15 protein-coding genes and 4 pseudogenes are annotated in these 24,062 nt (G+C 36.6%); 12 read left to right on the top strand and 7 right to left on the bottom strand.

Annotated features, from left to right (window positions below):
* Positions 1-171: 171 nt before the first annotated feature.
* Positions 172-627 carry a DUF4304 domain-containing protein gene (locus tag ACIQZD_RS23445; RefSeq protein ID WP_402906865.1) on the bottom strand — a complete coding sequence of 152 codons (456 nt, stop codon included), beginning with the start codon at positions 625-627 and terminating at the stop codon, positions 172-174.
* Between the two features lie 453 nt (positions 628-1,080).
* On the opposite strand from ACIQZD_RS23445, the gene ACIQZD_RS23440 reads away from it, so the two are divergent.
* Together ACIQZD_RS23440 and ACIQZD_RS23435 are read left to right on the top strand one after the other, a co-directional pair.
* The gene (locus tag ACIQZD_RS23440; protein ID WP_402906863.1) at positions 1,081-1,563 is read left to right on the top strand and encodes a hypothetical protein; all 483 of its coding nucleotides are present in this window, start codon (positions 1,081-1,083) and stop codon (positions 1,561-1,563) included.
* A gap of 21 nt (positions 1,564-1,584) precedes the next feature.
* A complete protein-coding gene (locus tag ACIQZD_RS23435) occupies positions 1,585-1,779 on the top strand; it encodes a hypothetical protein (protein ID WP_402906861.1) in 195 nt (64 codons plus the stop codon).
* 348 nt (positions 1,780-2,127) lie between these two features.
* On the opposite strand, the gene ACIQZD_RS23430 is transcribed toward ACIQZD_RS23435, so the two are convergent.
* Positions 2,128-2,862, bottom strand: coding sequence for a polysaccharide deacetylase family protein (locus ACIQZD_RS23430; RefSeq protein WP_402906859.1), 735 nt, complete (start codon positions 2,860-2,862; stop codon positions 2,128-2,130).
* Positions 2,863-3,271: 409 nt separating this feature from the next.
* On the opposite strand from ACIQZD_RS23430, the pseudogene ACIQZD_RS23425 reads away from it, so the two are divergent.
* The 5 genes and pseudogenes from ACIQZD_RS23425 to ACIQZD_RS23405 all read left to right on the top strand — a co-directional run.
* A pseudogene (locus tag ACIQZD_RS23425) lies at positions 3,272-3,737 on the top strand (ATP-binding protein); the annotation flags it as partial.
* Between the two features lie 274 nt (positions 3,738-4,011).
* Positions 4,012-5,008: pseudogene (locus tag ACIQZD_RS23420) on the top strand (glutaminase).
* 41 nt (positions 5,009-5,049) lie between these two features.
* Positions 5,050-6,486, top strand: a pseudogene (locus ACIQZD_RS23415) (alanine/glycine:cation symporter family protein).
* Positions 6,487-6,886: 400 nt separating this feature from the next.
* A complete protein-coding gene (locus ACIQZD_RS23410) occupies positions 6,887-8,236 on the top strand; it encodes an IS4 family transposase (protein WP_483878410.1) in 1,350 nt (449 codons plus the stop codon).
* 55 nt (positions 8,237-8,291) lie between these two features.
* The gene (locus ACIQZD_RS23405) at positions 8,292-8,621 is read left to right on the top strand and encodes an MFS transporter (RefSeq protein WP_402906857.1); all 330 of its coding nucleotides are present in this window, start codon (positions 8,292-8,294) and stop codon (positions 8,619-8,621) included.
* 533 nt (positions 8,622-9,154) lie between these two features.
* Here the strand turns inward: ACIQZD_RS23405 and ACIQZD_RS23400 are convergent.
* The 4 genes from ACIQZD_RS23400 to ACIQZD_RS23385 form a co-directional block, all read right to left on the bottom strand.
* Complete coding sequence (locus ACIQZD_RS23400) at positions 9,155-11,530, bottom strand: M14 family zinc carboxypeptidase (protein WP_402906855.1); 2,376 nt, start codon at positions 11,528-11,530, stop codon at positions 9,155-9,157.
* A 599-nt stretch (positions 11,531-12,129) separates the two neighbouring features.
* On the bottom strand, positions 12,130-13,470 hold the full coding sequence (locus ACIQZD_RS23395; RefSeq protein ID WP_402906853.1) for a peptide MFS transporter: 1,341 nt from the start codon (positions 13,468-13,470) through the stop codon (positions 12,130-12,132).
* Between the two features lie 414 nt (positions 13,471-13,884).
* Entirely contained in the window at positions 13,885-14,520 is a 636-nt protein-coding gene (locus ACIQZD_RS23390) for a response regulator (protein ID WP_402906851.1), read from the bottom strand.
* Positions 14,517-15,857: a sensor histidine kinase gene (locus ACIQZD_RS23385; protein ID WP_402906849.1), complete on the bottom strand. Its 1,341-nt coding sequence runs from the start codon at positions 15,855-15,857 to the stop codon at positions 14,517-14,519. The genes ACIQZD_RS23390 and ACIQZD_RS23385 overlap by 4 nt, the downstream gene beginning before the upstream one ends.
* Before the next feature lie 161 nt (positions 15,858-16,018).
* Between ACIQZD_RS23385 and ACIQZD_RS26240 the strand changes: the two are divergent.
* Positions 16,019-16,109: pseudogene (locus ACIQZD_RS26240) on the top strand (IS6 family transposase); the annotation flags it as partial.
* Positions 16,110-18,110: 2,001 nt separating this feature from the next.
* Here the strand turns inward: ACIQZD_RS26240 and ACIQZD_RS23380 are convergent.
* The gene (locus ACIQZD_RS23380) at positions 18,111-18,818 is read right to left on the bottom strand and encodes an SH3 domain-containing protein (protein ID WP_402906847.1); all 708 of its coding nucleotides are present in this window, start codon (positions 18,816-18,818) and stop codon (positions 18,111-18,113) included.
* A 1,547-nt stretch (positions 18,819-20,365) separates the two neighbouring features.
* On the opposite strand from ACIQZD_RS23380, the gene ACIQZD_RS23375 reads away from it, so the two are divergent.
* The 4 genes from ACIQZD_RS23375 (at position 20,366) to ACIQZD_RS23360 (ending at position 23,497) form a co-directional block, all read left to right on the top strand.
* Entirely contained in the window at positions 20,366-20,551 is a 186-nt protein-coding gene (locus ACIQZD_RS23375; protein ID WP_402906845.1) for a hypothetical protein, read from the top strand.
* 22 nt (positions 20,552-20,573) lie between these two features.
* Positions 20,574-20,996, top strand: coding sequence for a hypothetical protein (locus ACIQZD_RS23370; protein WP_402906843.1), 423 nt, complete (start codon positions 20,574-20,576; stop codon positions 20,994-20,996).
* A 20-nt stretch (positions 20,997-21,016) separates the two neighbouring features.
* Positions 21,017-22,894: a pLS20_p028 family conjugation system transmembrane protein gene (locus ACIQZD_RS23365; RefSeq protein WP_402906841.1), complete on the top strand. Its 1,878-nt coding sequence runs from the start codon at positions 21,017-21,019 to the stop codon at positions 22,892-22,894.
* 354 nt (positions 22,895-23,248) lie between these two features.
* Positions 23,249-23,497 (top strand): hypothetical protein, encoded by a 249-nt coding sequence (locus ACIQZD_RS23360; RefSeq protein ID WP_402906839.1) that lies wholly within the window; start codon positions 23,249-23,251, stop codon positions 23,495-23,497.
* Positions 23,498-24,062: the final 565 nt, after the last annotated feature.

Here is a 24,062-nt window from a genome sequence, read left to right as displayed (position 1 = left end):
TTGGAAGGTTATTTGGCATGCACAAATTTAGTATAGCATGAAATATTTTAAGTTTTCATTGAAAAATGTTGACTAACTATTAGCTGGTTTAGTTCCATAAGAAAAAACTGCCTTAAAGACAGCTCCAATCTTCAGCTAACGCACCCGTTAGTTCAACAACAAGGGATATGTTCAATCAAAATTTATGTCACCTTGTTGTTTAGTCTTTTTCTTAATAATACGAGCTATTTTATCCGAGTTCCACCATTCCTCTGCTTTAGGTAAAAGAGAAACAACCTCGCTGGCTAATTTTGTAAAAATGTCAGGTGGAACGGGTTCTTCGTCATATCTAAAAGAGTCGTGATCTTCCGTTGGTTCAAGTCGTGTCATAGGAACATGGTGGGTAGTGTTTACCTTATTCGGAGGAAAATGAGGTCCACCCTTAATTGTAAAACCATTGGCTGGTGACGCACCTATTTCAACAATGAACCCACCACCATACTTGTCAAAGAAGAAAGAAATAAGGTCAATTCGGGTTTCTAAAATCCTACGAAAATGAGGAAAAGAACCTTTAAATCCCTTCTCTCTTAATAATGGAATAAGAATTGATTTCAGTGCTTTAATCATTTCAACACGTCCAGAAGCCATACAAAAACTCCTTTTTTATGAGCATACTGATATTCAATGGGGTAAGTGGTAGAAGGTTTTTGTGTTATATTAAACTCTTTCAACCAATCTTTTAAATGAGCGTTCTCTTCTGTGTTAAATATTGCAAGATAATTCAAATGCCTTCTGGAAAATAGAAGAATTACAGGTTTTTTATAAGATTTACTCGTTCTATTTCCTCTCTATTTAGCTTTCTACCGCGTTTTTCATTGAATCGGTAAAAAGGTAGTGGAGTAAAAATGCCATTCGATTCGAGAAAGAAAGGCAAAATAAAAAAGCGACAGGGTTACTGTTTATTAAAAAATAAAATATAAAAATAATAAAATAAATGAATTTTACTATTGCCTTTATTTGTATTTCCTGTAAAATTGGTATTGTTTGGGAGATATACCGGTTATCTCCTAAACATAAAATATAGAAGGTGGTAGTAGTTAGATGGAATTTTCTTTGAAAAACAACTCTTTAAAATTTTGTGTCGTTGTTAGTTTAGTTTTCGCTTTGATTTTGAGTTCTTTAGCACCGGGGGTTTCTGCTGCCACTGGTTTAACTTCTGAAGAAAAAGGTAACATTATTAGTAACTCTGTGTATTATAATACTTTAAATGATTCATTTGAAGTGAACAGTGACCAAATGAGGGAAGCTGGCTTAAAGAAAAAAGAAATTGAAGCCATTGAATCTTATTTTGAATTTAAAGATGGAAAAGAATTTTCAGAAGAATTAGGTGTTGATTTAGAGTCAGATAGTCAACAGGGTATTATTCCAGTTATCTTGATTCCTATTGCTCAGTATTTAATTGGTGCAGTAGGTGCAGCAATCATCTATGAAGTTACCGTTTATGGTATTTCAAAGGCTTGTAAGAGTTTAAAAGGTAAATATGATTTCTTCACAGACTTTTGTAAAACACGTGGTTATATTTAAAAAAAAAAGGATTGAAAAAAAATGAAAAATTATAATGTTTTCATTACTTTTATTATTGCTTTCGTTCTGGCTTTAGGGGCTACCAATTTTTCTATTTTTAAAGGTTCAAAGTACTTGGTTTATTCTTTATTAGAAATAGCATTTTTAGTGCCTATTGGAATGTTAGTTATTTACGGTATAGGAAAGGTATTTAATCGAATTTTAATTAAAGGATAATTTGAAATTCAAGGTAAAAAGCCTCCTGTTTTAGGGGGCTTTTTATTTACAAGGTTAGCTATAACTGTTCACCAACGGCAAGTTCGTAACATGCGGACCAGGTTGTTTCTTAATTAACTAACCTGCCCCTTTAGTTTAAGTAGAAACTTTCACAATCTCAATAGGATAGAACCTTTTGAGAAACATTCAAAATACCTCTAAATTAGGCTTTATAATGTCTCATAAGACTTATACCATAATGCTTATCGTTGTAAATGCGCATTTCCCTGACTCTACCCCTATAAGCACTATTAAGTATTTTTCCCTCGGTTCTAAAGAAAAAGCGATTACCTGGTATAGGTACCGCCTTCATTCTCTCTCAACTATCTTTGCAAAGTCATCAAGAGTAGTTGAATACTTGATATAAATTCTTGGTAAAAGATAAAGTTCGTCTTTTATGCCCTTCTCAGAAAATTGTTCAGGAGTTGTCGTAAGTCCAAACAAATAATATTTCTTCGTTTCTGCTACGACTTTGTCATTAAATATTCCGTATGGATACGCAAGAGCATTAACTGGTTTGCCTGTTATTTTTTGAATGTTATCTTTGGACCCTTTCAGTTCATACTCATAATTTTCTATTTTCGTCAAATCAGGATGTGTAGCAGTATGAGACTGGATTGAGATTATACCCGAATCAGCCATCATTTTTAAATCCGATTTCGATAATCTGTTTGAGCGACCGATAAAGTCAGAAATAACAAAAATGGTGCCACTTGGTTTAAAACGTTCGTTTTTAAGTTTTTGAAAGATAGCAAATGCATTCAGATTGTTTTTGTATCCGTCATCAAAGGTAATGAAAATGGGTTTATTTTCTTTATAAATGTCATGCCACCGATCAAAAGTTAATAATGTGTAGCCATGGTCTTTTAAATAAATCATTTGTTTCTCGAAATTCTTCGGGGTTACATATAGCTCCTTAGAACCCTGCCCAGTAAACTCGTCAATCGAATGATAAATTAAAATAGGTACTTTTCGTTGAGCAAAAACTTGTGATGGAAGTATTAAGATAAGAAGACATAGGAAAAACATAGTAACCTTTTTCATAAAACTCCTCGCTTTGTATCCTTTTTATTCTTTTCAATTTATTGTGCCTCAAAGGTATAGTTCTATTTATGATTTCTCCCAATTGTGCTTTTTTCATTACTACATAATCGCACCCGTTAGCTGAATAAGGATTACTGTACTTTCTTTTCTAATACAGCAAGTTTCTTAAATTTTTTATCATAACTTTGACGTTGAATAAGATTAGTTAACCAAAATTTTGCCCTTTAGATGTCCTCATTTATTATAAATGCTTCAATGGCTTGTTTAAAATTGTTATGGTATTTAAAATTCTCTTTTATCATTAGTTCAAGGCCTTGATGGTAGCAATCTGAAGTTAATTTATATTCCTTTATTTTTGAATATAAAATCCCCAATAAATAAAACCACTTGATTTCTCTTCTTTACTGAAATTTGGTGTTTAATGGATAAATTTAATATATCTGTTGTCGGATTTCGTATTCTAATAGACGTGATTGCACAGAATAATTTTGAGTGGACACCTTCTTTTCAAGCCCATTTGTCTAGTTTTTTCTTTTATTTTACGTTTTCTTGTATTTTTTATGTGGCAAAAGTCAACCGTTTTTACAACCGGCCTTTGATTATCGGATTGATTGGCATTACCATTGAAATTTTGTCCGAACTTGGTGGAGTTAATCGCGCAATATATTGTATTGGGAACAACAATTACGTTAGCGGCACTAAACGGAATGATCATTATCGCGATTTCTCACAGCTTTATTGTTCTCAGCTTTTTCAATATGATAAAACTCTATGAAGCACAGTCGAGGGAACGACAAATTAGAAAACAGAATGAACATATATTAATGCTCATTTACAATTTATATGAGGAATCGGTTCTTTTTAAAAAAACACTGTAAAAAAAGTGCCCGTATTTTTTGTAGTTTTTCGTCTGATTCTGTAGTTCGAATTATATCATTATCAATAACAGGTATGGAAGCGCTTTCAAATTGTTGAAAACATAGAAATCCATAGTCAGTATGCAGCGACACGAAAAGTTTTCTGGAGTATGTCCGGATATCTCTTTTGCGATCCTTCCACCGAAATAAAACTATAGAAAGCGAGGTTAAACCTTGATGGTTCAAAGGATGATACAAGAAGAAAAACGTCAATTACGCGACCTGCAGATGGATTGCCTGGGATGAATGGGTCACGTATTACCGTTCCTTTAGCGGTGAAGGACAATGTGCAGCCTATATTCCTGCACTGGAAAAAGCAAATCCCTTTGGACTTAGGCATTTGCATCATAGGTCCTGGTGGAACGGTAATAAAATCTGGCGATTGGCACGTCTCTTTTACTTTGCAAAGTATCTCAAAAGTGATCAGCTTTATCGCTTCCTGTCTAGGCCGTGGTATTTCTTATGTATTAGAACGAGTAGATGTTGAACCGACAGGAGACCCCTTTAACTCGATTATTCGTTTAGAAATGCATAAACCAGGGAAGCCATTTAACCCGATGATCAACGCTGGAGCGATTACGGTAGCTTCCCTTCTTCCTGGGGAGTCACCACAAAATAAAGTAGAATCTCTATGCACAATAATAGAAAGCATTGTGGGAAAACGGCCAACGATTAATGAAGCCGTTTTCCCATCTGAGTGGCAAACGGCTCATCGAAATAGAGCGTTAGCCTACTATCTAAAAGAGACGGGCTTTTTAGAAGTAGAAGTAGAGGTTGAGGATGCCTTAGAGATTTATCTGAAGCAATGTGCGATCGAGGTAAATGCAGAAGACATCGCGATGATTGGGTTAATTCTTGCTCATGATGGATACCATCCTCTCCGCAATGAACAAATTATTCCGAAAGAAGTAGCTAGATTAACGAAAAGTTTAATGCTCACGTGTGGAATGTATAATGCTTCTGGCAAATTTGCCGCTTTTGTCGGAATACCAGCAAAGAGTGGTGTATCTGGAGGTATTATGGCGCTCGTACCCCCAAGGAGCCGGCAAGAAGGACCTTTTCCAAATGGATGTGGTATCGGTATTTATGGACCGGCTATTGATGAATATGGAAATAGCCATGCAGGTGTAATGTTACTAAGGCACATTGCGGAAAAATGGGATTTAAGTATTTCTAAAAGAATTATGGCAAACACTTCAAGGATCTTTTGCCTCATTTTTGGCATTTGAAATAGATTGATACATTTATTGATGTATAGGAGGATTTTAAAATGAAGGAAGTTATCAACTGGCTTACAATAGACTTTAGTAATTTTCTTTGGAGTTATGTACTCATTATTATGCTTATTGGTATCGGTCTTTACTTCACATTCAGGACAAAGTTTGTCCAATTCCGCATGATCGGTGAAATGTTCCGCCTGTTAGGGGAGGGAGCAGCATCTTCTTCTGAAAAGAAAGGTGTCTCATCATTTCAGGCATTCTGTATAAGCACAGCTTCCCGTGTAGGTACGGGCAACCTGGCAGGTGTAGCTCTGGCGATTACAGTCGGTGGGCCGGGCTCTGTTTTCTGGATGTGGTTAATTGCCCTTATCGGTTCTGCATCCGCTTTCGTAGAAGCGACACTGGCGCAAATTTATAAAGTTAGGGATAAAGATACAAATATATTCCGGGGCGGACCGGCTTATTATATGTAAAAAGCATTGAAAGCCCGCTGGATGGGTGTTCTCTTTGCAATTATCATCACCATAACATTCGGTCTTGCGTTTAACTCTGTACAAGCGAATACGATAACGAGCGCTTTTAACAATGCATTTGGATTCGATCCGGTATGGACAGGCCTTATCATTACTGCTGTAACTGCGGTTATTATCTTTGGCGGTATTAAACGAATTGCGAAATTTGCCGAATGGGTGGTCCCACCTATGGCTGGTATGTACATCCTTATTGCAATCTATATCGTTGCAAAAAATTTCGGGGAACTTCCTACCGTGTTCTCACTTATTTTCAGCAATGCGTTTGGTTTAAATGAAGCTGTCGGCGGAGGACTTGGAGCCGCAATGATGTATGGGATAAAACGAGGTCTTTTCTCTAACGAAGCTGGTATGGGTAGTGCGCCAAACGCTGCAGCAACTGCAGATGTAAGCCACCCTGTTAAGCAAGGGCTTATCCAGGCACTTGGCGTGTTCGTCGATACACTTGTGATTTGCAGCTGTACAGCATTTATTATTTTATTGTCAGGCGTTTATAAATCATCCGAATCTGACGGTATCATCCTTACACAGTCAGCGCTAAGTTCTGAAATGGGATCCTGGGCCACTATTTTTGTCGCCATTATAATTTTGCTGTTTGCGTTCAGCTCTATTGTCGGCAACTACTACTATGGTGAATCGAACATTGAATTTATTAGTAAAAATAAAACATGGTTAGTTATTTACCGTATCGCAGTAATTGGCATGGTTATGTTTGGCTCATTAGCCCAGCTTGCAACCGTTTGGAGCTTAGCCGACGTATTCATGGGCATTATGGCCATCATTAACTTGATTGCGATTGTGTTACTTGGCAAGATTGCTTTTGCCGCATTGGGTGATTACATGAAACAGAAGAAAGCTGGCAGAAACCCTGTCTTTCACGTTTCTAACATTCCTGGTCTAAAGAATGTAGAATGCTGGGGAGCCGATGAAAAACAATCTTTAAAGAAGGATGCGTAAAAAACAACTAAGACATTCTTATGGAAGTTAAAAGAGTGGTAAAGTTACAGGATATTTTTGTGGGGCAACCTTTGGAAGTATTAATGAGTTGCCCCGATTATTCAAACTTCATTTTTTAGGTGATAACAAATTGACCACTGACCACAAGATGACCACACACTTAAGTAATTTATATGAATTTAGTGCACTTTAATATAAGAATAAATTCTCATATGTATAGGCTCTATAAACATAATCCTCATACTTTCTTAATGGCTTGATTAGTGAAATTAGGGGTCCTGCCACATGCCCATCAAGCTAAGTTTAAACAATACCTTTAAAAATGAAAAACGCTATGCTTATCGTAAGAAGTTTACGAGAAAGGATGGTGTTTTTTTTGAACCCTATCATCTCCAGTGAAATGACACTTTTTGCACAAGAATTACAACGTTTTTTATCCCCAATAGTCCTACAAGAAACTGCCAAACAGGTGGGCTTTGTACAGCGATCTAGTAAGTATCAAGCAGCTGAACTCATCGCCCTTTGCGTTTGGCTCAGCCAAGAAGTCGCTAGTACATCTCTTACGCAATTATGTAGCCGTTTAGAGGCTTCGACGGGTGTACTAATAAACCCAGAAGGGCTAAATCAACGCTTTAATCCAGCAGCTGTCGCATTCCTCCGAGAAGTCTTTACTTCACTCCTAAAACAAAAACTCTGTTTAAATCAATCACTTTTTTCAGACACGATTTCTGTTTTCGAACGTATTCGAATTTTAGATGCGACTGTATTTCAGCTACCTGATTCCTTCGCCACAAATTATCAAGGCTCTGGAGGAAGTAGTAATGCTGCAGGGGTGAAAATCCAATTGGAATACGATTTATTAAGTGGCCAATTTTTAAACGTACAGCCAGGACCAGGAAAGAACAATGATAAAACATACGGTACGACCTGCCTTGGAACTGTTGAGAAAGGCGATTTATGTTTATGTGATCTTGGTTACTTTGATTTAGGAGACTTACAAGCCATTCATGTTAAAGAGGCTTATTATATCTCTCGGTTGAAGCTAAACACACGTATTTATATCAAGAACCCCCACCCAGAATTCTTCAACAATGGCATTATAAAACAACAAACGGAATACATCCAGGATGATATGACACAAATGATGTCTAGTCTAACCCCTAGTGAAACGCTGGAAATACCCGAGGCATACATTGGACAAAATCAGAAGCTCCAAGCACGTGTTATTATCCATCGGCTAACCGACGATCAAACGCAAACACGCCTAAAAAACCAAGCACTACGAGAAAAGAAGAAAGGCAATGTCATGAAGGATAAAAGTAAGCAATTGATGGGCATGAACGTCTATATTACGAACACATCTCCAGAAAAAGTCCCCACTGATTATGTCCATTCCCTCTATTCCCTGCGGTGGCAGATTGAGATTTTATTTAAAACATGGAAGTCATTCTTTGAAATCGATGAATGTAAAACAATCAAAAAAGAACGCCTTGAGTGCCATTTATATGGCCAACTTATCGGCATTCCCCTCTGTTCTTCTACAATGTTTCAAATGCGACAGTTACTTCTTAAAAAGAAAAAGAAGGAATTAAGTGAATACAAAGCGATTTATATGATTAAGGATTACTTCCCGTTACTGTTTCAAGCGATGTCAGTAGGCACAGAAGAACTTTTGAAAATTCTGCATCGCCTTTTTCATCTGCTCAAAAAGAATGGTCGAAAATGTCATCGGTATAAGAAAATGAGGTAATCTAATTGGTGGTTGGGTTTCGGATAACATCTTTAACAAACGTCGAAAACCTCTTATGATAGTGACTGCAGCATCGACAATTTTCAGCATGTATGCATTGTTGTACGCCCCAAATGACCCAATGTTTTTAAGTATCGTTCTTCTTATTACGGGTATATTGTTGAATTTGGGATATTCAGCGTTTTTAGCATATCCTATGGGGATTACATCCAAAGAAAAATTGCCCCTTGCCGCTTCAATTGTTAATACTGGAGGATCGTTAGGCGGTGCATTTGCTCCGTTCGTAGTTGGTTTGATCTTAGATTCATTTAATTGGAATATGGTATTCATGTTTTTATCAGTCAGCTCTTTAACGAACCTTTATCCTCCTCTTTACAATCATTGAACCAATGGAAAAAGCTAAATTGGTGATAGAAAAAGATGACCATGAAATAGCTACATCCTGACATTTTAATCCAAAAATGTATCCGTTTACATTTTTTCAATAAAGTCAATAATGGGCGAATCATAGACAACGAAATGTTTACAGTGGAAAACAGCATATGAAGCAGTTCAACACTTAGATTGACAAGCTGGCTTATAAATAAAACGAGGGCAAAGCTAATAAATACTTCATATTATCAGATCAACCTGTAAAAATTACCGGTTGATCTTTTTTTAATAGAACCTATTATATCAGTATACAGGGTAGGCTGTACGGTGCTTGGTACCATGATCCCGTCTGCTAATTCACTTCTTGTAAAATAATGAAGAAATCTCTAGAGCTTTCTCTCATTTTTCATGGTTAGTAGTTACCGAACAGTCCGAAGAATCTATGCTTCTTGAACTAACCTGTCGCGTTAGTTCCACAAGAAAAAGGCTGCCTCAGCAGCCTCCCTCAGCCGGATTCATTGCTGAATCCGGCTGAGGCTATTTCTACTATTTTTCGAAAATTGCATTTGATAGAAGACGGAACAAGTAATCCGGGTGGTCGCGGAAACCTGCTTCTAATCCAATAAGAGTTACATCTTTATTCTGTTCTTTTACAATTACGGCTTGGCCCTTGGCGGTTATGTTATTTTTCCAGTGACCAGCTACGAAGAAATTATCTGAATCTGCAAGGGTCGCGACGACTTCATCATTATCCGTACCCGTGAACCATGTTGGACGATAGACAAAGCCGATATCATCCTCTCCATACCCTGCTGTTAAACCAGTTCCCTCATAATCAACTTTTACAATACCATTACTGTTGGAACCTCCCACATTAATGATGTCGTCTGTAAGACCAAGTGTTTTAGTTGCTCTAGATGCACCAGCACCTACAGCTATATATTTGCCTCCTTCATTTAAGAAGCTTGTCACATTGTCTTTAAACGCATTAAATTGCCCGTCGGTCTGTAATCCAAATTCTTTATTGGCTTCAGATAGGTTGGTAGAAATGAGACTTTCCGTTCCACTATAGACAAAAATATCAAAACCTTTAAGAGTATTTTTAGACACTTCGACTGGCGTAACTTCTGTCACATCAAAACCTAGTCTTTTCAAAGCGAGCTTTGTTCCTGCGTGTGATTTCTGTTTACCCATACCTCCATCCTTTAATATAGCCACTTTTAAAGACGTAATAGCCACAGCATCTGCTGGTACCTCAGCAGTTCCAACCTGTAGCCCAGATTCTTTCACCGCTGCTGATACCTGATTAGCCACTGCTTTTGCGAAGAAGTTGCCTTGTTCATCACGTACTATAGGTATTCCTTGCTTAAGCAATGCATTTACTAAATTTACCGATTGAACAGAGCTGTTCGGAATCATAAACGGCCCTTTACCTGAAACCGTTCCTTGACCTGTAATTCTGTTTACTTTCGTTGTATTGACTTTAATAGGATTTTGTATGGCTACTGCCTCGAATCCCCAAAGCTCCGGTAAACTCCATGCGGAAATGTCGTACATTGCAGGGGTATCGTTCGTGATGTCTTCCCCATCCCAGAGCATCGTGTTTGCTAATCCGGCTTTCGCCTGATCCATCTCAACGAGATAAGTTCCTTTTGGATATGACACTCCATCCGCTTCAAATGCATTCACAGCTTGAACAACTTCAATATCATTATTGATCAAATGATTTACTGCCTTATTCGTAACAGTCGGATCCATAGGGTCTAATGGAAGTATGTAGGTTTTTGGAAATAACTCTTCCTTATGAAAAGGATGGTCAAAGTTAATTCCTCTTTTAAAAATTTCAATTTGATCAGTAATCATGGATTGCTTGTTAGCTGTTGCAAATTTCAGTGCCCCCATAATCGAATTATACATCCATCGTACGCCATCCCAATCATTTGTTGGAGCTTCTAATGTATGACCATAAGCACCATGGTACATCGCATACATTGGTGTAAAAATTGGTGGGTAATCATCCCAGCCGGCGGAATCATCGCGCAGCGGAATATAGGTACCCTTCATGTTTTGATACAAGGATCCCGAATAGTTTTCATGATCCTTCATGATTTCCGCTTCCATCGCTTCTGCCTGTTTATAGGCCCATTTTTCGTATAGGTCATACTCGTAATTAGGATTATGAGGTGGCGTACAAGGCTCAATTAACCCCTGCAGATTTGGCTGATAATTCTTCACATAACCATGTGTATCAAGGAACACCATCGGATTCCATTCTTTAATGAGCTCAACCATCTCTTTTGTTTCTGGCTGCGACTGGGTGATAAAGTCTCGATTTATGTCAATTCCTTCACCATTAAAGCGGGTGGCATCAATACGTCCATCAGGGTTTTGTACGACATTGAAAATAAGAATATTATTCTCCAAAACGCCTTTGGTCGTTGCATCATTTTGGGTAGCAAAACGTTCAATTAATTGAAGGATTGCATCGCTTCCGACAAATTCAGTCCCATGAATAGAACCGTTAATCATGATTGGAACTTTAAAGTCAGGATTATTGGCAACCCATTCTTGAGCTTTGCCTGGATTCTTAAACATTTGCTTTCTAAGTGCCTTCACTTTTCCGAACTTCCCTTGCGTTGTTGGGTCAGCAATCGTGACAACGTAGAGTGGGTTTCCATCAGCTGATGTTCCACGGACTTCAACTTTCACACGGTTTGAAATTTTTTCAATCTCTTTTAATTTGGAACCAATTTGTGAGAATTTCACAAAGTCATAGTTTTCGCTATTAAACTTGCTTCCGTCCTGTTCCTCATATGTATTCACATTTGTCCATTGAGGTTTCTCAGCATGTCCAGAACTCCACGGAATTACTGTTAGTAAACTCACAGCCACCAGGCCGGAAAATGCATTTTTCTTTTTCATCCTAAAACCTCCAAGTATATATAGTGATTTTTTGTATATATTAATTAATACATAGTTTAATTGAATACAACACAAGATGACTGGCTAATGGGCAGAACAAATACCATTGATTGACGACTTGTGGAAACGCACTATCTAACCCGTATTCCCAGCGGCTACTGTAGCTACTTTAATTCCTTTCTAAACTAATTTTCTGCACCCTACTAATATTTCCTTTCTAAAAATTAAGAGTATCGCCTCCTTTTTAAGAAATAGTAACCCACAATTTCAGATAACTGTTTTATAATATTATACACTCTTTTTTGTGTTAATTAAGAATTTTCAGTTAATTATAATTGATTTTCATCCTTCAGAAGCATTAGTATTTATAAATAATTTACGAGCAAGTTGGATGGATTTCCTGCACCGAAACCGGTTATCCATGGGTATTCTCTGTAAAAGAAAGATGATTATGTTTCATAAGAGAATCGTTCCTTTCTGGTTTGGGTCGTGGAGACTCCTCTTACACCAGTTTGGACCGATTCTATTATTTTTTTACACTAAAAAAAGCTCGACCCAAATGGCACATTATATGCCTTTTGGGTCAGCTCCTTTTCTCATTATTTCATCAGCTTTGCTACTGGCTTCGAAAGAAGCAATAAAACAATACCTAATCCAATTGTTACAAAACCAATTACACTGAAGATTTCCAGGTAACCTAAAGACTGCGTATATGCAGCTAATTGGCCTGCTACCATATTAGCTACCGCGGAACTTGCCAGCCATACTCCCATTAGAAGAGAGGCAAGCTTGATTGGAGCAATTTTACTTACCATTGATAAACCAACTGGTGAAATCATTAATTCGGCTAATGTATGAAGGAAATACGTTACAATCATGAACAGGATGTTTACTTTCAGCGCTGTATCGTTTCCTGTATACATAACAGCAGGAAGCAGTACTAAGAAACCTAAACCAACAGTGACTAAACCAAGAGCCATCTTCGTTGGAGTTTTTAAGTCACCGCGTTTTGAGCTGCCAAGCTTGTACCATAAAGCAGACATAATTGGCGCTAAAATCACGATGAATAATGGGTTCAATGATTGGAACCAGGCAGTTGGAACCTCAAAACCGAATACATTCCGATCAATTTGGTCATTAGCATACAATGTCAATGAACTTCCTGCCTGCTCGAAAGCGGCCCAGAATGCAATAACGAAGACTGCCAAAATAACGATTGCCGCTGTACGTTTTTGTTCTCTTTTCGTTAACGGTGCAGCTGATTTTTGACCAGCTGTAACTTCCGGTTTGCCAGTAGGTTCTTTACCGATATCACCTAAATAGCGATTGCCTAATAAGTTGAAAACTAACTGCCCTACAATCATGCCAATTGCTGCTGTCAAGAACCCATATTTATAGCTCATAAGCCCAACTACTAATGGTGCGAAGAAAGCCCCAACGTTAATACCCATATAGAAGATGGTGAAAGCTCCATCACGACGCGGATCGTTGTCTTCATAAAGATCACCAACAATTGTCGAGATGTTTGGCTTGAAGAAACCATTACCGATAATCAATAAACCAAGACCAATGTAAAGGGCTGTCAAACTCTGACTTGCGAATAGCGAAAAGTTACCAAACGCCATTAAAATACCGCCAATCGTGATCGCCAATCTTCTGCCTATGAAACGGTCAGTTAAGTATCCGCCAATCATCGGCGTAATATAAACGGCACCAGTAAAGAATCCGTATATGCCCATAGCCGTAGTTTTGTCGACTCCAAGCCCGCCGTTTACAACAGTTGCTGTTAAGTAAAGAACAAGAATTGCTCTCATTCCGTAATAGCTGAAGCGCTCCCATGCCTCAGTAGCGAACAGCATATACAGTCCTGGAGGATGCTTTTTCCTGGACTGGTTTGGCTGGTTTGGCTGCTGAACATCATTTTTTAATATTGCTTGCATAATAAAGTCCCCCTAAATATGGTTAACCACCAATCGTTACATTCACAAAATAATTGCATGGTTTTTATTTTAATAGACAAATTATTGATTCGTTCCACCTACCCCTAATACGATGATGGCCACGCATGCCATCCAACCCACCCTTGGTAAGCGTTTACATTTTTTAATCTTGACTCTGTTACAAAAAGAATCAGATAGCAAAATCTAAATGAGCATTAACTAATAAATTCATTCATTTTATTCAATGAAAGCATTTAAATTTCAAAGAATCTTTAGTGTTGTAAAATAATTTTATATTATCAGAAAATATAAAAATACAGAAAAAAAAGAAAAAAAGTCTTGCTGGATTAGCGGTCTGTGCAGCAACGGAGACCCCCATCATAATAAAAAACTGCCTTGTATTAAGGCAGTTTCTTAGTCAACAATCCATTGATATAAATTTTTCGGTCTTCCTATTTTTTGATAACTCACAATAATTTCCACTTTTCCTTCATCAAGTAAATGCATAATATAGCGATAGACGGTCGGATAAGCCAAACCAACTTCTTTAGAAATTGTATCAACAGAAAAAGGTTCACGATTAGAATGTAAAAAATCACTAACGTGACAAAGTGTTCTTTTACTGATTCCCTTTGTTACAAATACATCATTTTCTTCACTGGGTTTTTGCTGCGTAACTGATTGAGTTAATTTTGCAAGGCGTGCATGCAGTTGAATTCTTGAAATCAGATCAGGCGCTTTTACAGGCTTTAATGCAAAATCTGTTGCGCCTGCTTCAAGAAAGCGATCAGCAATTTCCTGTCGTTCATCGACGGTTAATACAAGAATCGGAACATCAGCATTAAGGTTACGAAGCCCAACCACTGTTTTTATTCCGTCCATTTCCGGCATATGATAATCAACTAAAACAACATCCGCTCCTTTTTCTGCAAACACAATTAATCCTTCTTTTCCGTTGTTAGCCGTATCTACATTCCAGCCGGCAAATTCACAAATTTCACTTAGCATATATTGAATTGATGCGTCATCATCAATGACTAAAATGTTCATCTTGACACACTCCTCTCAGCTAGTTTTATCCAAATTATTGTCCCGTGTCCAAGCTTGCTGTCAATTTCCAATGATGCACCATGTCCTTTAGCAACTTGTCGTACGAAAGCTAACCCCATCCCTGGATGCGATTTTGTACTAAACCCAGCTTTCCATATTTTCTCCTGCTCTTTAGGTGCAATCCCTTTCCCATTATCTGATACGCCCAGCCAAAGTTCATTTTCATAGGTTTTTATCTTAAGCAAAATCTTGCCATCTTCCATTCCATTCACTGCATCGTAAGCATTGTCAATTAAATTCACTAATGCCCTTGTCATTCGGATTTTATTAATTAAAATTTTAATTTCAGGATCTGTTACAAAGTCTACTTTCAAATTAAGGTTTGTCCCGCTCAGTCTGCTTGCTTTCACGTATTCAACTAAATCTTTTATACGGCACCAATGTTTTTTATCATCATATAAAATCTCGGAAATCATGTCGCTGACGGAATGAATCGATGATGAAATCTTTTGACAATATTCTTTAATTTTAGAATCGTCCACTTTCAAACTAATTAAAGAATTAAGCCCTTCAATTGCTGTAAGAGGTGTCTTTAAATCGTGGACCAGATATAGTGCTTCCCGTCCTGATCTAGACTGCATTGCTTCTAATTGCGCATAATGAAGCTCTTGTTTTATCCTCCACTTTTGTTCAGCTAATGAAAAATACACAGCTAAAATAACCGCATTAATAACAAAAATTAAACACAAAGTTAAACTGTACAATGTTAAAGATTGCTCAAATCCAATTTGTACTGCTATATCTTTTATTTCCTTTGAAAGCGACCCTTGGCCAAATCCATATTGGGATAAAGAAGGAATCTCATTCAGCCATTCAATCCCGAAGATTAATTGAGAACAAATGATCGTTTTAATAATTGGCTTTAGCCTATCCTTTTCAAAGGCTTGCAATAATAAGATTGCTAACAACAATAACAGCGCATATGCGCTAAAAGAGTATGTTAAAGAATAATAAGCATTTATCACGATATAGTCGAGAGGAATCACAATAAGAGGAATGATGATCTTTAACCATGGACGGTTTAAACGATCACCGATTTCGTCTCCCAACAGCAGTGCACCAATATAATGAAACAAAGCTAAAACTGTATTTAAAGACACTAACAAAAAAACGGCAAGCATTAACTTATTTCCTGTTTCTTCATCTTCTCTTAATGAAATAAGCAAATCAGTAAGGCCAATTTCGTCAGGACCCAGCCACGATAATAAGAATACTCCAAATAACATTACTCCAATTTTCATCCATATTGTCCAAGACTTCAAAAAACTAGCTATCATAATCATTTCACCTTTAATAGATTATTTGCTTATAGAATAGAATGATAACCATTCTTTCATTTCGTATTATTTAAATGTATGTATCCTCTTCCATTATCCCATTATACGCAATTCACCGTAATTATGAAAATTACAAAAAAATGGGTTCTGGTGTAAAAATTGAACGAGGCTTACCCATAGCCCAAACAACCATTTTGCGTTACGTCCATCAATATTGTTCCTGAGTTGGATAAGAGAGTCCGTTCTATGCTAGGATTAAAAACATTTCGAACAGCCCAACAGCTCATCCATGGAGTGGGGATGATCTGTTTGGGCTGAAAATGACAAAAACAAGGCGTGAAGTCTGTCCAAAGAGAGATTGAATTCATAGATGAAAAGGATATTGATGGCTCTTTTTTAAACAAGCCATTAGTTTAAAAAAACATTTTTTTCCATTTTCACAGCCATTATCCCGCAATTTTAATAAAGTAACAGCTCATTTGGTCATGATTTTCACCAATGTATTAACTTCATTAATATTAAACTCTTCGTTATGCTCGATAAAGAAGCTCTCTTTTGCAACTTTATCTGAAAATCCTGTAATAATTACTGCATAGAATATCAATTTCACCCAATAAGTTTGCCTGGCATTTCGTCATTTTACTTTCTTATGTTTTACTACATCTTTTAGAAGCTTCTAACTTTGTCGATATCTACTCAGAATTTGTAGATATTTCTCGGGAAATTGTTGAAATTTGAAAATAGTGATTCTGAATAGTTGGAACAAAAGAATTTACACTTTTGATTAGATTGCCTTAGATTTAAAAAGTTATTAACACCCCAATATCATAAAAGAGACTGAAAAGTAATGAAACCTTTTTCTTATTGAAGTAAGGTTTCGTAATGGGTTTTTTGTTGTTCAGTTTTAAGCTGTGACATATCGTTTGTCAGTGAGATGTTCATTTCACGTGTAGCTGCGAGTTCATTGGTTAAAAAATCAAGCTCTCTATTAATTGAATGAGAACATGGGTTAAAAAAATTCTCATATGTATTGGGTATCGCTATCTCTGTTTCATTGGTTCCATCTAATCTTTCTTTTTCTTGATATAAGTGTCTCTTGCTTTATCGTTTAGGGGGTTGTCCGTATCGCGTAACGCTTTAAGCGTTTCGATATCGGATTGAACGAAGGGGAGTTTATTTCCATATTTTAACAATAATTATCCATTTCGCTCTAAGTATTAAACTTACTTTCGAACATTGATTTTGCATCTCCACTTCTTTGCCACTTCCTTGGAAGAGGATGCTCATTCATTCGGAGTATATCTTGTCGCATATCGGACCTCCATTTCCATTAAAGATAAAGATTCTGTGGATTTTTTTCTGTTATATCGCCCAGCGATACACAACACACAAAAGAACCGATAAGCCCCTTTCTTGAGGAACACTATTAGGGACATGGATCTTGCTGGAGCTTCGAAACCGTTGTTTTAAGCTGAGAATATCCTTTGTCTGTGGACGTTCATTTCAAGCGTAGCTGGAGTTCATTGGTTAAAACAATTAAAATCTCTTTTATTTGCTTGAAATCATGGGTTAAATTGTCATATATATCGGGTATCGCTATCTCTGTTTTATTAGATTCATCTAATCTATCTTTTTGGAGATACACACGGTCTTTAGCTGTATCCTCTAGGAACTTGTCCGTATCGCGTAACGCTATGTGCGATTCGATGTCGGATTGAATAAAGAGAGACTACCGCCATCTTAAAAACTCATATGCGTTTCGTTCTAAGTTTTGACCATACTTTTGAACAGTGGGTGTTGCATCCCCACTTCCTTAGAAAAGAATACTCGTTCATTCGGATGTATATCCTGTTTGCATATCGAACGCCGCTTTTCTATTAAACCTAAAGGTTTCGAATTTATTTGCAAGTTATATCGCCCAGCGATACACCCCTGTCTGGAGCAACTCTAGTAAGGATGACTCTTGTTTTAGATGCATATCGCTTAAACAAATCTCCAATGAATTTCAATTGAGCCTTCGTTTGCCTTTGGTAGAACGTCCGATACATCGGTATCGCCGAGCTCTTACATAGCAGGTACCAAATCCTGTTAATTTGAAATATTCTTTCTTAATTCTGTGCTTTAGCTACGCGAATCATATATGGCACTATGATTTTTTATAAGTTTTGTGGATTCGCATCTCAGCTTTAATCCCTCATTATTTATTTAAAAAAGACTTTCTACAATACACAGCTAGGCAAAAAAACAGTCACCTTATTTTTTGAATATGGAGAAAAGCCCCCGCCATTTTTCGGAACGTTTTTGTATAGTCACTTCTAAACGTTTATTAAATTCATTTTGTGAATTCCATTCTTTTTTCTGTTCGTCCCGCATATTTTGTATTTCTTTTTGTAAGAGTTCACTTTTTTGTTTTTCTTGTTCCAGCAATGTTTCGTAATGGGTATTTTGTTGTTCAGTTAATTGTTCAATTTTAGCATTAGTTCTTTGCGCTGAATTTCCAATACTAGAACTTATTACATGATGATCCTGCTGGAGCCGGGAAACCTTTGTTTTAAGCTCTGACATATCGTTTGTCAGTTGGACGTTCATTTCACGTGTGGCTGCGAGTTCATTGACTAAAAATATTAGGGCCTCGTTTAATTGATTGGGGTCGTGGGGTAAATTTTCATATGTATCGGGTATCGCTATCTGTGTTTCATTGGATTCTTCTAATCTTTCTTTTTGTTGAGATACAAGGTCTTTAGCTGTATCGTCTAGGGGCTTGTCCGTATCGCGTAGCGCTATAAGCGCTACGATGTCAGATTGAACAAAGATACGTCGATCTCCATCTTTCAAAAACTCATATCCATTCCGCTCTAAGATTTGACCATACTTTCGAACAGTGGGAGTTGCAATCCCCACTTCTTCTGCCACTTCCTTGGAAGAGAAAGCTCGTTCATTCAGTTGTATATCACGTCGCATATCGGACCTCTTTTCTATAACTAGTTGTATCTGTAGTCTACCTGACCTTGAATTTTCTGTCTAGATAAGTATAGCCTATCCAGAAGTTGTAAGGGATACCGATAAGATTTCCTTTTCCTTTCTTCTGTTTCCATCTAGGATTAGATCATCTATTCGCTTACCTTCCTTCTCTTGCATAGCCTCTATCTATCCTTATCCATTGTGGGTGTTACATCTGGTTGGGCCTGGCTCCCGGTCCCGTGCCTTTAAAAAAACTGGCCAGCCTTATCCTCAAGATTTACCACCTAGTTCCGTGCCACCAATTGGTACCTTATTTCCCTAAGTCTAAATCAGGGTTCTCTGGAAACTCCTCTGTAATTTAATTAAAAACTGACTACCTCAAAGCGATAGTCAGTTTTGTCACCACTTATAAATTAGTGTCAGCAAGAACCTTATAGTACATGTGCTTATTATCACGACTAGTATACTCGTGATCATCACCTTTACGATGATGATGTTGGACTTTAGCGTGATATTTCAGAGCGTAATGAACAATTTGTTCCAACTCCTCTGAGGATACACCTTTTATTTTTTGAGAAAGTTTCTTTCTCAATGTTTCTCTGCACTAACAAAGTTATAAGTTTTCATAGTGAGGAACTTCAATAATTCTCTTACTTTGTCACGACATCCTCTACAGTAAAATAGTATTCCTTCAAGCCCTTAGATTCTGCACCAAGGGTTATATGCTTAAAGAGATGACTAATATAATGTAATTAAAAAAGCCTCTAAGTTTTGGATTTCACAATTCTTTGCTAGTTTCAGAAATGTACCTTTTAATGTATCCCAGTTCTATATCTTCCAACAACCTAGAATAATTCACTTTTGTATAATTTGATACATCCACTTTATATAATTCCCCTAATTCAAAGGTGTCATATCCTCTTGTTGGACATCTTTTTGCAACTTCAATCCGCAGAAATGTAAGCGTTAACATTCTTTTATCAATCTACAAATCAAACATCCATCGAAAAAAGGGAAAACCGCCTTTGGATGATACTTCACTAAGTTAAAACATTTTTAATCCAACTTTCACCAGTTCCATATACTTGAAAAGACTCTAGTAGTTGTTGTTCCCCCCCATCGCCCGGAACTATATGTATGTCTTTCGTTGAAATTGGATGTATGAAGTTTCCCTTTCAAAATCGAAGAAAAGGCCTCCCACAGTAAACTGTGAGAGGCCTTTTTCTTTAAAATTGATATTCACATGTCAGGTGAGCATTCATTCTGAATCCTCGTTAAACCCCTATATTAAGGGGTTTAAGCGATGATTACATCATGCCGCCCATTCAATTAATTGTTTAATAGGAAGTAACAAGGTAATAATATCAACGTTTTTGGTCAATGCCACCTAAAATAACTTCACTTAATGTCATGTTATTTCAATGTCAGGTGAGCAAATAGGTGAGCATTTCAATTAAATATGTAGAATTGGCCTCCCCCCTATTACAAAAGAGAGCATATTTTTTAAATAAACCTAATTATATATTATACCGGAAGGAGAGATTATCATGAAAATGAAAAAATCCTTAAATCAAATGCAAGATGAATTATTAAAGAAACACATAAATGAGTTTGAAGAAAAAGATGGCATTTTAACTGAGGCTTTCATTTTAGAAGGAACAGAAGATATGATTTTCTATGTTTATAAATTTGAATCTCCCTGCAAAACTGTGAAAGGTGCAATATTATTATAAAAATTGAGAGGAGATTTTATAAATGAACTTTCAAAAGATTCTTAATGGGTGTCTTGTTTTATTCCTTGTATTGAATATTTCAGCTTGTGGGAGTGACGGTGTAAAAGGAAATGGTAAAACAACTGAATTGAGTCTAGAGGAAGCTGAGAAGTTTGAAACAGGCTTTTTATATGTAAGGTCACAATTTGAGAGTAGAAAAGAAGAAGAAGATTTTAAAATTAAGGAAATTGAACGTGTAGCTAAAGCCAAAAACATTGATTTATATATTTATCAGGCTAAAGAAGATACTTCAAAACTTGGATTAAAACAAAATTCGTTAACATTTGCTTTTTATCAAGATGGTGAAGTAAAAAAGAAACTAGATTTTATCGATCTCTCAGAAGATGATATTCATTTTGAAGTAGCAACATTTGTTCAAAGTGTGCAGCAGGAATATTTAAAATAGGTTAACTAGGGGGAGATTGCATGGATGAAGAAGTAACAAGGATACTTGAAAAATTCTCTGATTTTCTCGAAGTAACCAATCCAATCAGTTATATGCTTCGTTGGATAGGATGGGTCATTATTAAGGGGCTTGCATGGCTTGTTGATTCCCTATCAAACATAACGGATTCAATCCTGGGATTAAAAATGTTTTACGACAGTGTTGAAATTACAAATTTTGTAGAATTTCTTGTTCCCCTTTCTGTGATATTGATGGGGTTTTCGCTTCTCTACACAGGATATCAGCTCATTTTTCAAAAAAAGTTGGATCGTGAAGCCATTATAGTGAATGTGTTTATGATAATGTTTTTTTTCGCTTTGATACAAGAAGGTATGGAAAAGGCAAATCAATTCACAGATAAAGCTATTGATGCTCTTGATGTTGTTGAAGAAGGTTCAATTAGTCAAAAAGTTATTAAAGACAATATGACTGACCTTGCTCAATTTGACGTAACGGGTTGGAATACAACTGAACTTAAGCATCCAAACCGAATTGCAAAAAATCGAATTTTAAAAATTAATATCACACAATCTATTGATAAAGATTTTGAACTTGCAGGAGAAAAAATGACTGATACAGGGCGTGAGGTTTACTCTCACCGTTTGGAGTATGACGATCTTGGTAATGCCAAGAAAGTTAAATTAGATAATGGTTTCTTCACTGCCTTTAAAGAAAAATATTACCGTTGGGACTGGAACTTTTGGACAATTGCAATCACTTTAGGTATAACGGCTTTTACAATGCTGACAATCGCTATAAAACTAGCAAAACTGTTCTTTGAATTAACTTTCAACTATGTCTTAGCAATCATTATAGCCCCTGCTGATATTCATTCTGGGCAAAAGACAAAGCAAATCCTTCAAAGTATCCTAAATATTTTTCTAGTGACAATTATGGTTTTCCTATCAATGAAAATCTATCTAATTGGGACAGAGTTTATTACCGATAAATTGGATGGTGTCGCCTATTTAATTGCTTTATTTGCTTTCTCTCTTGCTGTAATTGATGGTCCCAATATCGTTGAACGGTTATTTGGTATTGATGCAGGACTGAAATCTAGCTGGGGAGCCGTAGCTGGTGGTTATGCTCTTGCAAAAGGTGTAACCGGTGCAACAAAGGGTACTGCAAATACCCTGAAAGGATTATCAAGTGAAGGTAAATCGGCTGCATTGAAGGGTGTAAGTGGTATTGCAGGAGTTGCAGGAATGGCACAAGGCCTAAGAGCAAAAGGACGGGACCAATCCACAGAACAGACTTCGAATCGTTCTGAAAGTGGACATTCTGCAGATTTAAAGGCTCAAGATCAAAATCAAGAAAAACAAAGTCTAAATGGTTCGGAAGGTTCCAGCGAAATTGAAACTGAAATGCTAGGAGTTACTTCCTCAATTGAACAAGAAATGGCACAACAACAGCAACAAGAAGAAGGGCAAACAGGAAAAGTAATAGGGTTGCATGATCAAATGGCTTTGAAAGGTGTCTCCAGTAATGGAAAACGGAATGCAGCTGTAAACAGGCCCCACTCCATTTCGTCTGGATCGCCAAACCAAATGAACAATGGCGATGTACAAAAAAACGAGAAAATATTAAGTGACTATGACAGTCCCAGTCCATCATCACCTTCCTTTTCCCAATTAAATTTTCCTTCGGTTTCATCTGAAATGCAAGCAGAACCTAATAAGGAAACACCACTACAAGAAAAAGGAACTGACCGAGAAACTCGTCATGTTGGAAGCATTATTTCTGATAATGTGCAGAACAGTCAATCAGTAAAAACAGTTAAACGAACCTATCAAATCGGTCAAAATACAGGCGCAAGTGTAAGAAACAACATAGCTAAGTATCGTCGAAAAAAACAGTAAAAAAGGAAAATTAAAGAGAAGGTTCCCTTCTCTTTTTTTAAATAACACCCAACAAAAGGGGGACTTGAAGGGGACATTGATTGAAAATAAGGGGACTTAAAGGGGACATTGATTAGCATTTAGTGATATCACTAAATACTTGCTTTTTAATAATAATGTAAGACCCATGTCAGCCCACCTATATTATTCATGAGCCCCACGTCAGCCCACCTGAAAGAGATTAACGATATCATATAAAACACTAGGCTTTGCCTAGGATATCACCCTTGGTGATATCAGTTTTTCCTTATGCTCTTTCTCACTCTATAGCCTTTAAATCCAATTTTGTATTCTACCCAAAAGGAGAGTTGAACAATGGATATTTTATTAAGAAATATAGACCCAATCGCAGTAAAAAAATTTGATGAAACGGCAAAGAAAAAATCAATTTCGAGACAAGAACTTTTAAAAGCAGTCATTGAAAAGGTAGCATATGAAAAGGAACAAAATGAAAAAGACATGCGAAATGAAATGATTATTTCAAAAAACATTATAGTCATGGAAAAAATGACAGAGGCTGTTGAAAGGCTTGAGAATTTAATGTACGATCTCATGGAGGAATAAACAGTACTATTATGATATAATTTGCTCTTTTTTCTTAGAGTATTTTTAAGAATGTGATGAAAGGATTAACATTTACAACAGAAATGCCAAAAGATGAATTATAAATTTGCATCTATGAAAGCTGAAAAAGCTACGGACATAACACCGCCAACCGTTTGTAACGAATGGTGGACGAGTATTTTAGTTAGAAAATGACCAGGGTTTAGAATAATCCATAGGATATTTGATAATCTTGGAATAGAATTTCAGCGCTCTTGTTTCATGTTCAATTGAAAGGTGTTTTATCATAAAAACATACAAAGAAAACTAAAATACCTTAAATTCTAAGCAATAAAAAAGGAGCCCTCAAATTTGAGGACTCCTTTTTTCAAACCAAATATTTTTGTCACGAATTCTGCTTTTTAAATCAACCTTATTTATCATAATATTCTTTGTAATTCTTTTTATCAATATAAAATCAAAGAACCTGAGTATAAACCCAGGCCCTTCTCGGTTTTTTTTAAGTGTAAAACCGTCTAAAACACATATATAACAAATAATAATCAATTTCCGGATCCTAATTTAT

It is taken from the genome of Peribacillus sp. NPDC096447, assembly GCF_044762725.1.
Classification (GTDB): Bacteria; Bacillota; Bacilli; order Bacillales; family DSM-1321; genus Peribacillus.
The sequence above is the reverse complement of the archived record's forward strand: the minus strand, read 5'-3'. Positions and strand labels throughout refer to the sequence as shown.

Excerpts from the sequence above, each read along its gene's own strand:
- ACIQZD_RS23380 (WP_402906847.1), bottom strand. The coding sequence starts at position 18,818 with ATGCGACGTGATATACAACTGAATGAACGAGCTTTCTCTTCCAAGGAA.
- ACIQZD_RS23435 (WP_402906861.1), top strand. The coding sequence starts at position 1,585 with ATGAAAAATTATAATGTTTTCATTACTTTTATTATTGCTTTCGTTCTG.
- ACIQZD_RS23395 (WP_402906853.1), bottom strand. The coding sequence starts at position 13,470 with ATGCAAGCAATATTAAAAAATGATGTTCAGCAGCCAAACCAGCCAAAC.
- ACIQZD_RS23445 (WP_402906865.1), bottom strand. The coding sequence starts at position 627 with ATGGCTTCTGGACGTGTTGAAATGATTAAAGCACTGAAATCAATTCTT.
- ACIQZD_RS23410 (WP_483878410.1), top strand. The coding sequence starts at position 6,887 with ATGACACTTTTTGCACAAGAATTACAACGTTTTTTATCCCCAATAGTC.
- ACIQZD_RS23370 (WP_402906843.1), top strand. The coding sequence starts at position 20,574 with ATGAACTTTCAAAAGATTCTTAATGGGTGTCTTGTTTTATTCCTTGTA.
- ACIQZD_RS23430 (WP_402906859.1), bottom strand. The coding sequence starts at position 2,862 with ATGAAAAAGGTTACTATGTTTTTCCTATGTCTTCTTATCTTAATACTT.
- ACIQZD_RS23440 (WP_402906863.1), top strand. The coding sequence starts at position 1,081 with ATGGAATTTTCTTTGAAAAACAACTCTTTAAAATTTTGTGTCGTTGTT.
- ACIQZD_RS23375 (WP_402906845.1), top strand. The coding sequence starts at position 20,366 with ATGAAAATGAAAAAATCCTTAAATCAAATGCAAGATGAATTATTAAAG.
- ACIQZD_RS23365 (WP_402906841.1), top strand. The coding sequence starts at position 21,017 with ATGGATGAAGAAGTAACAAGGATACTTGAAAAATTCTCTGATTTTCTC.
- ACIQZD_RS23360 (WP_402906839.1), top strand. The coding sequence starts at position 23,249 with ATGGATATTTTATTAAGAAATATAGACCCAATCGCAGTAAAAAAATTT.
- ACIQZD_RS23400 (WP_402906855.1), bottom strand. The coding sequence starts at position 11,530 with ATGAAAAAGAAAAATGCATTTTCCGGCCTGGTGGCTGTGAGTTTACTA.
- ACIQZD_RS23405 (WP_402906857.1), top strand. The coding sequence starts at position 8,292 with ATGATAGTGACTGCAGCATCGACAATTTTCAGCATGTATGCATTGTTG.
- ACIQZD_RS23385 (WP_402906849.1), bottom strand. The coding sequence starts at position 15,857 with ATGATAGCTAGTTTTTTGAAGTCTTGGACAATATGGATGAAAATTGGA.
- ACIQZD_RS23390 (WP_402906851.1), bottom strand. The coding sequence starts at position 14,520 with ATGAACATTTTAGTCATTGATGATGACGCATCAATTCAATATATGCTA.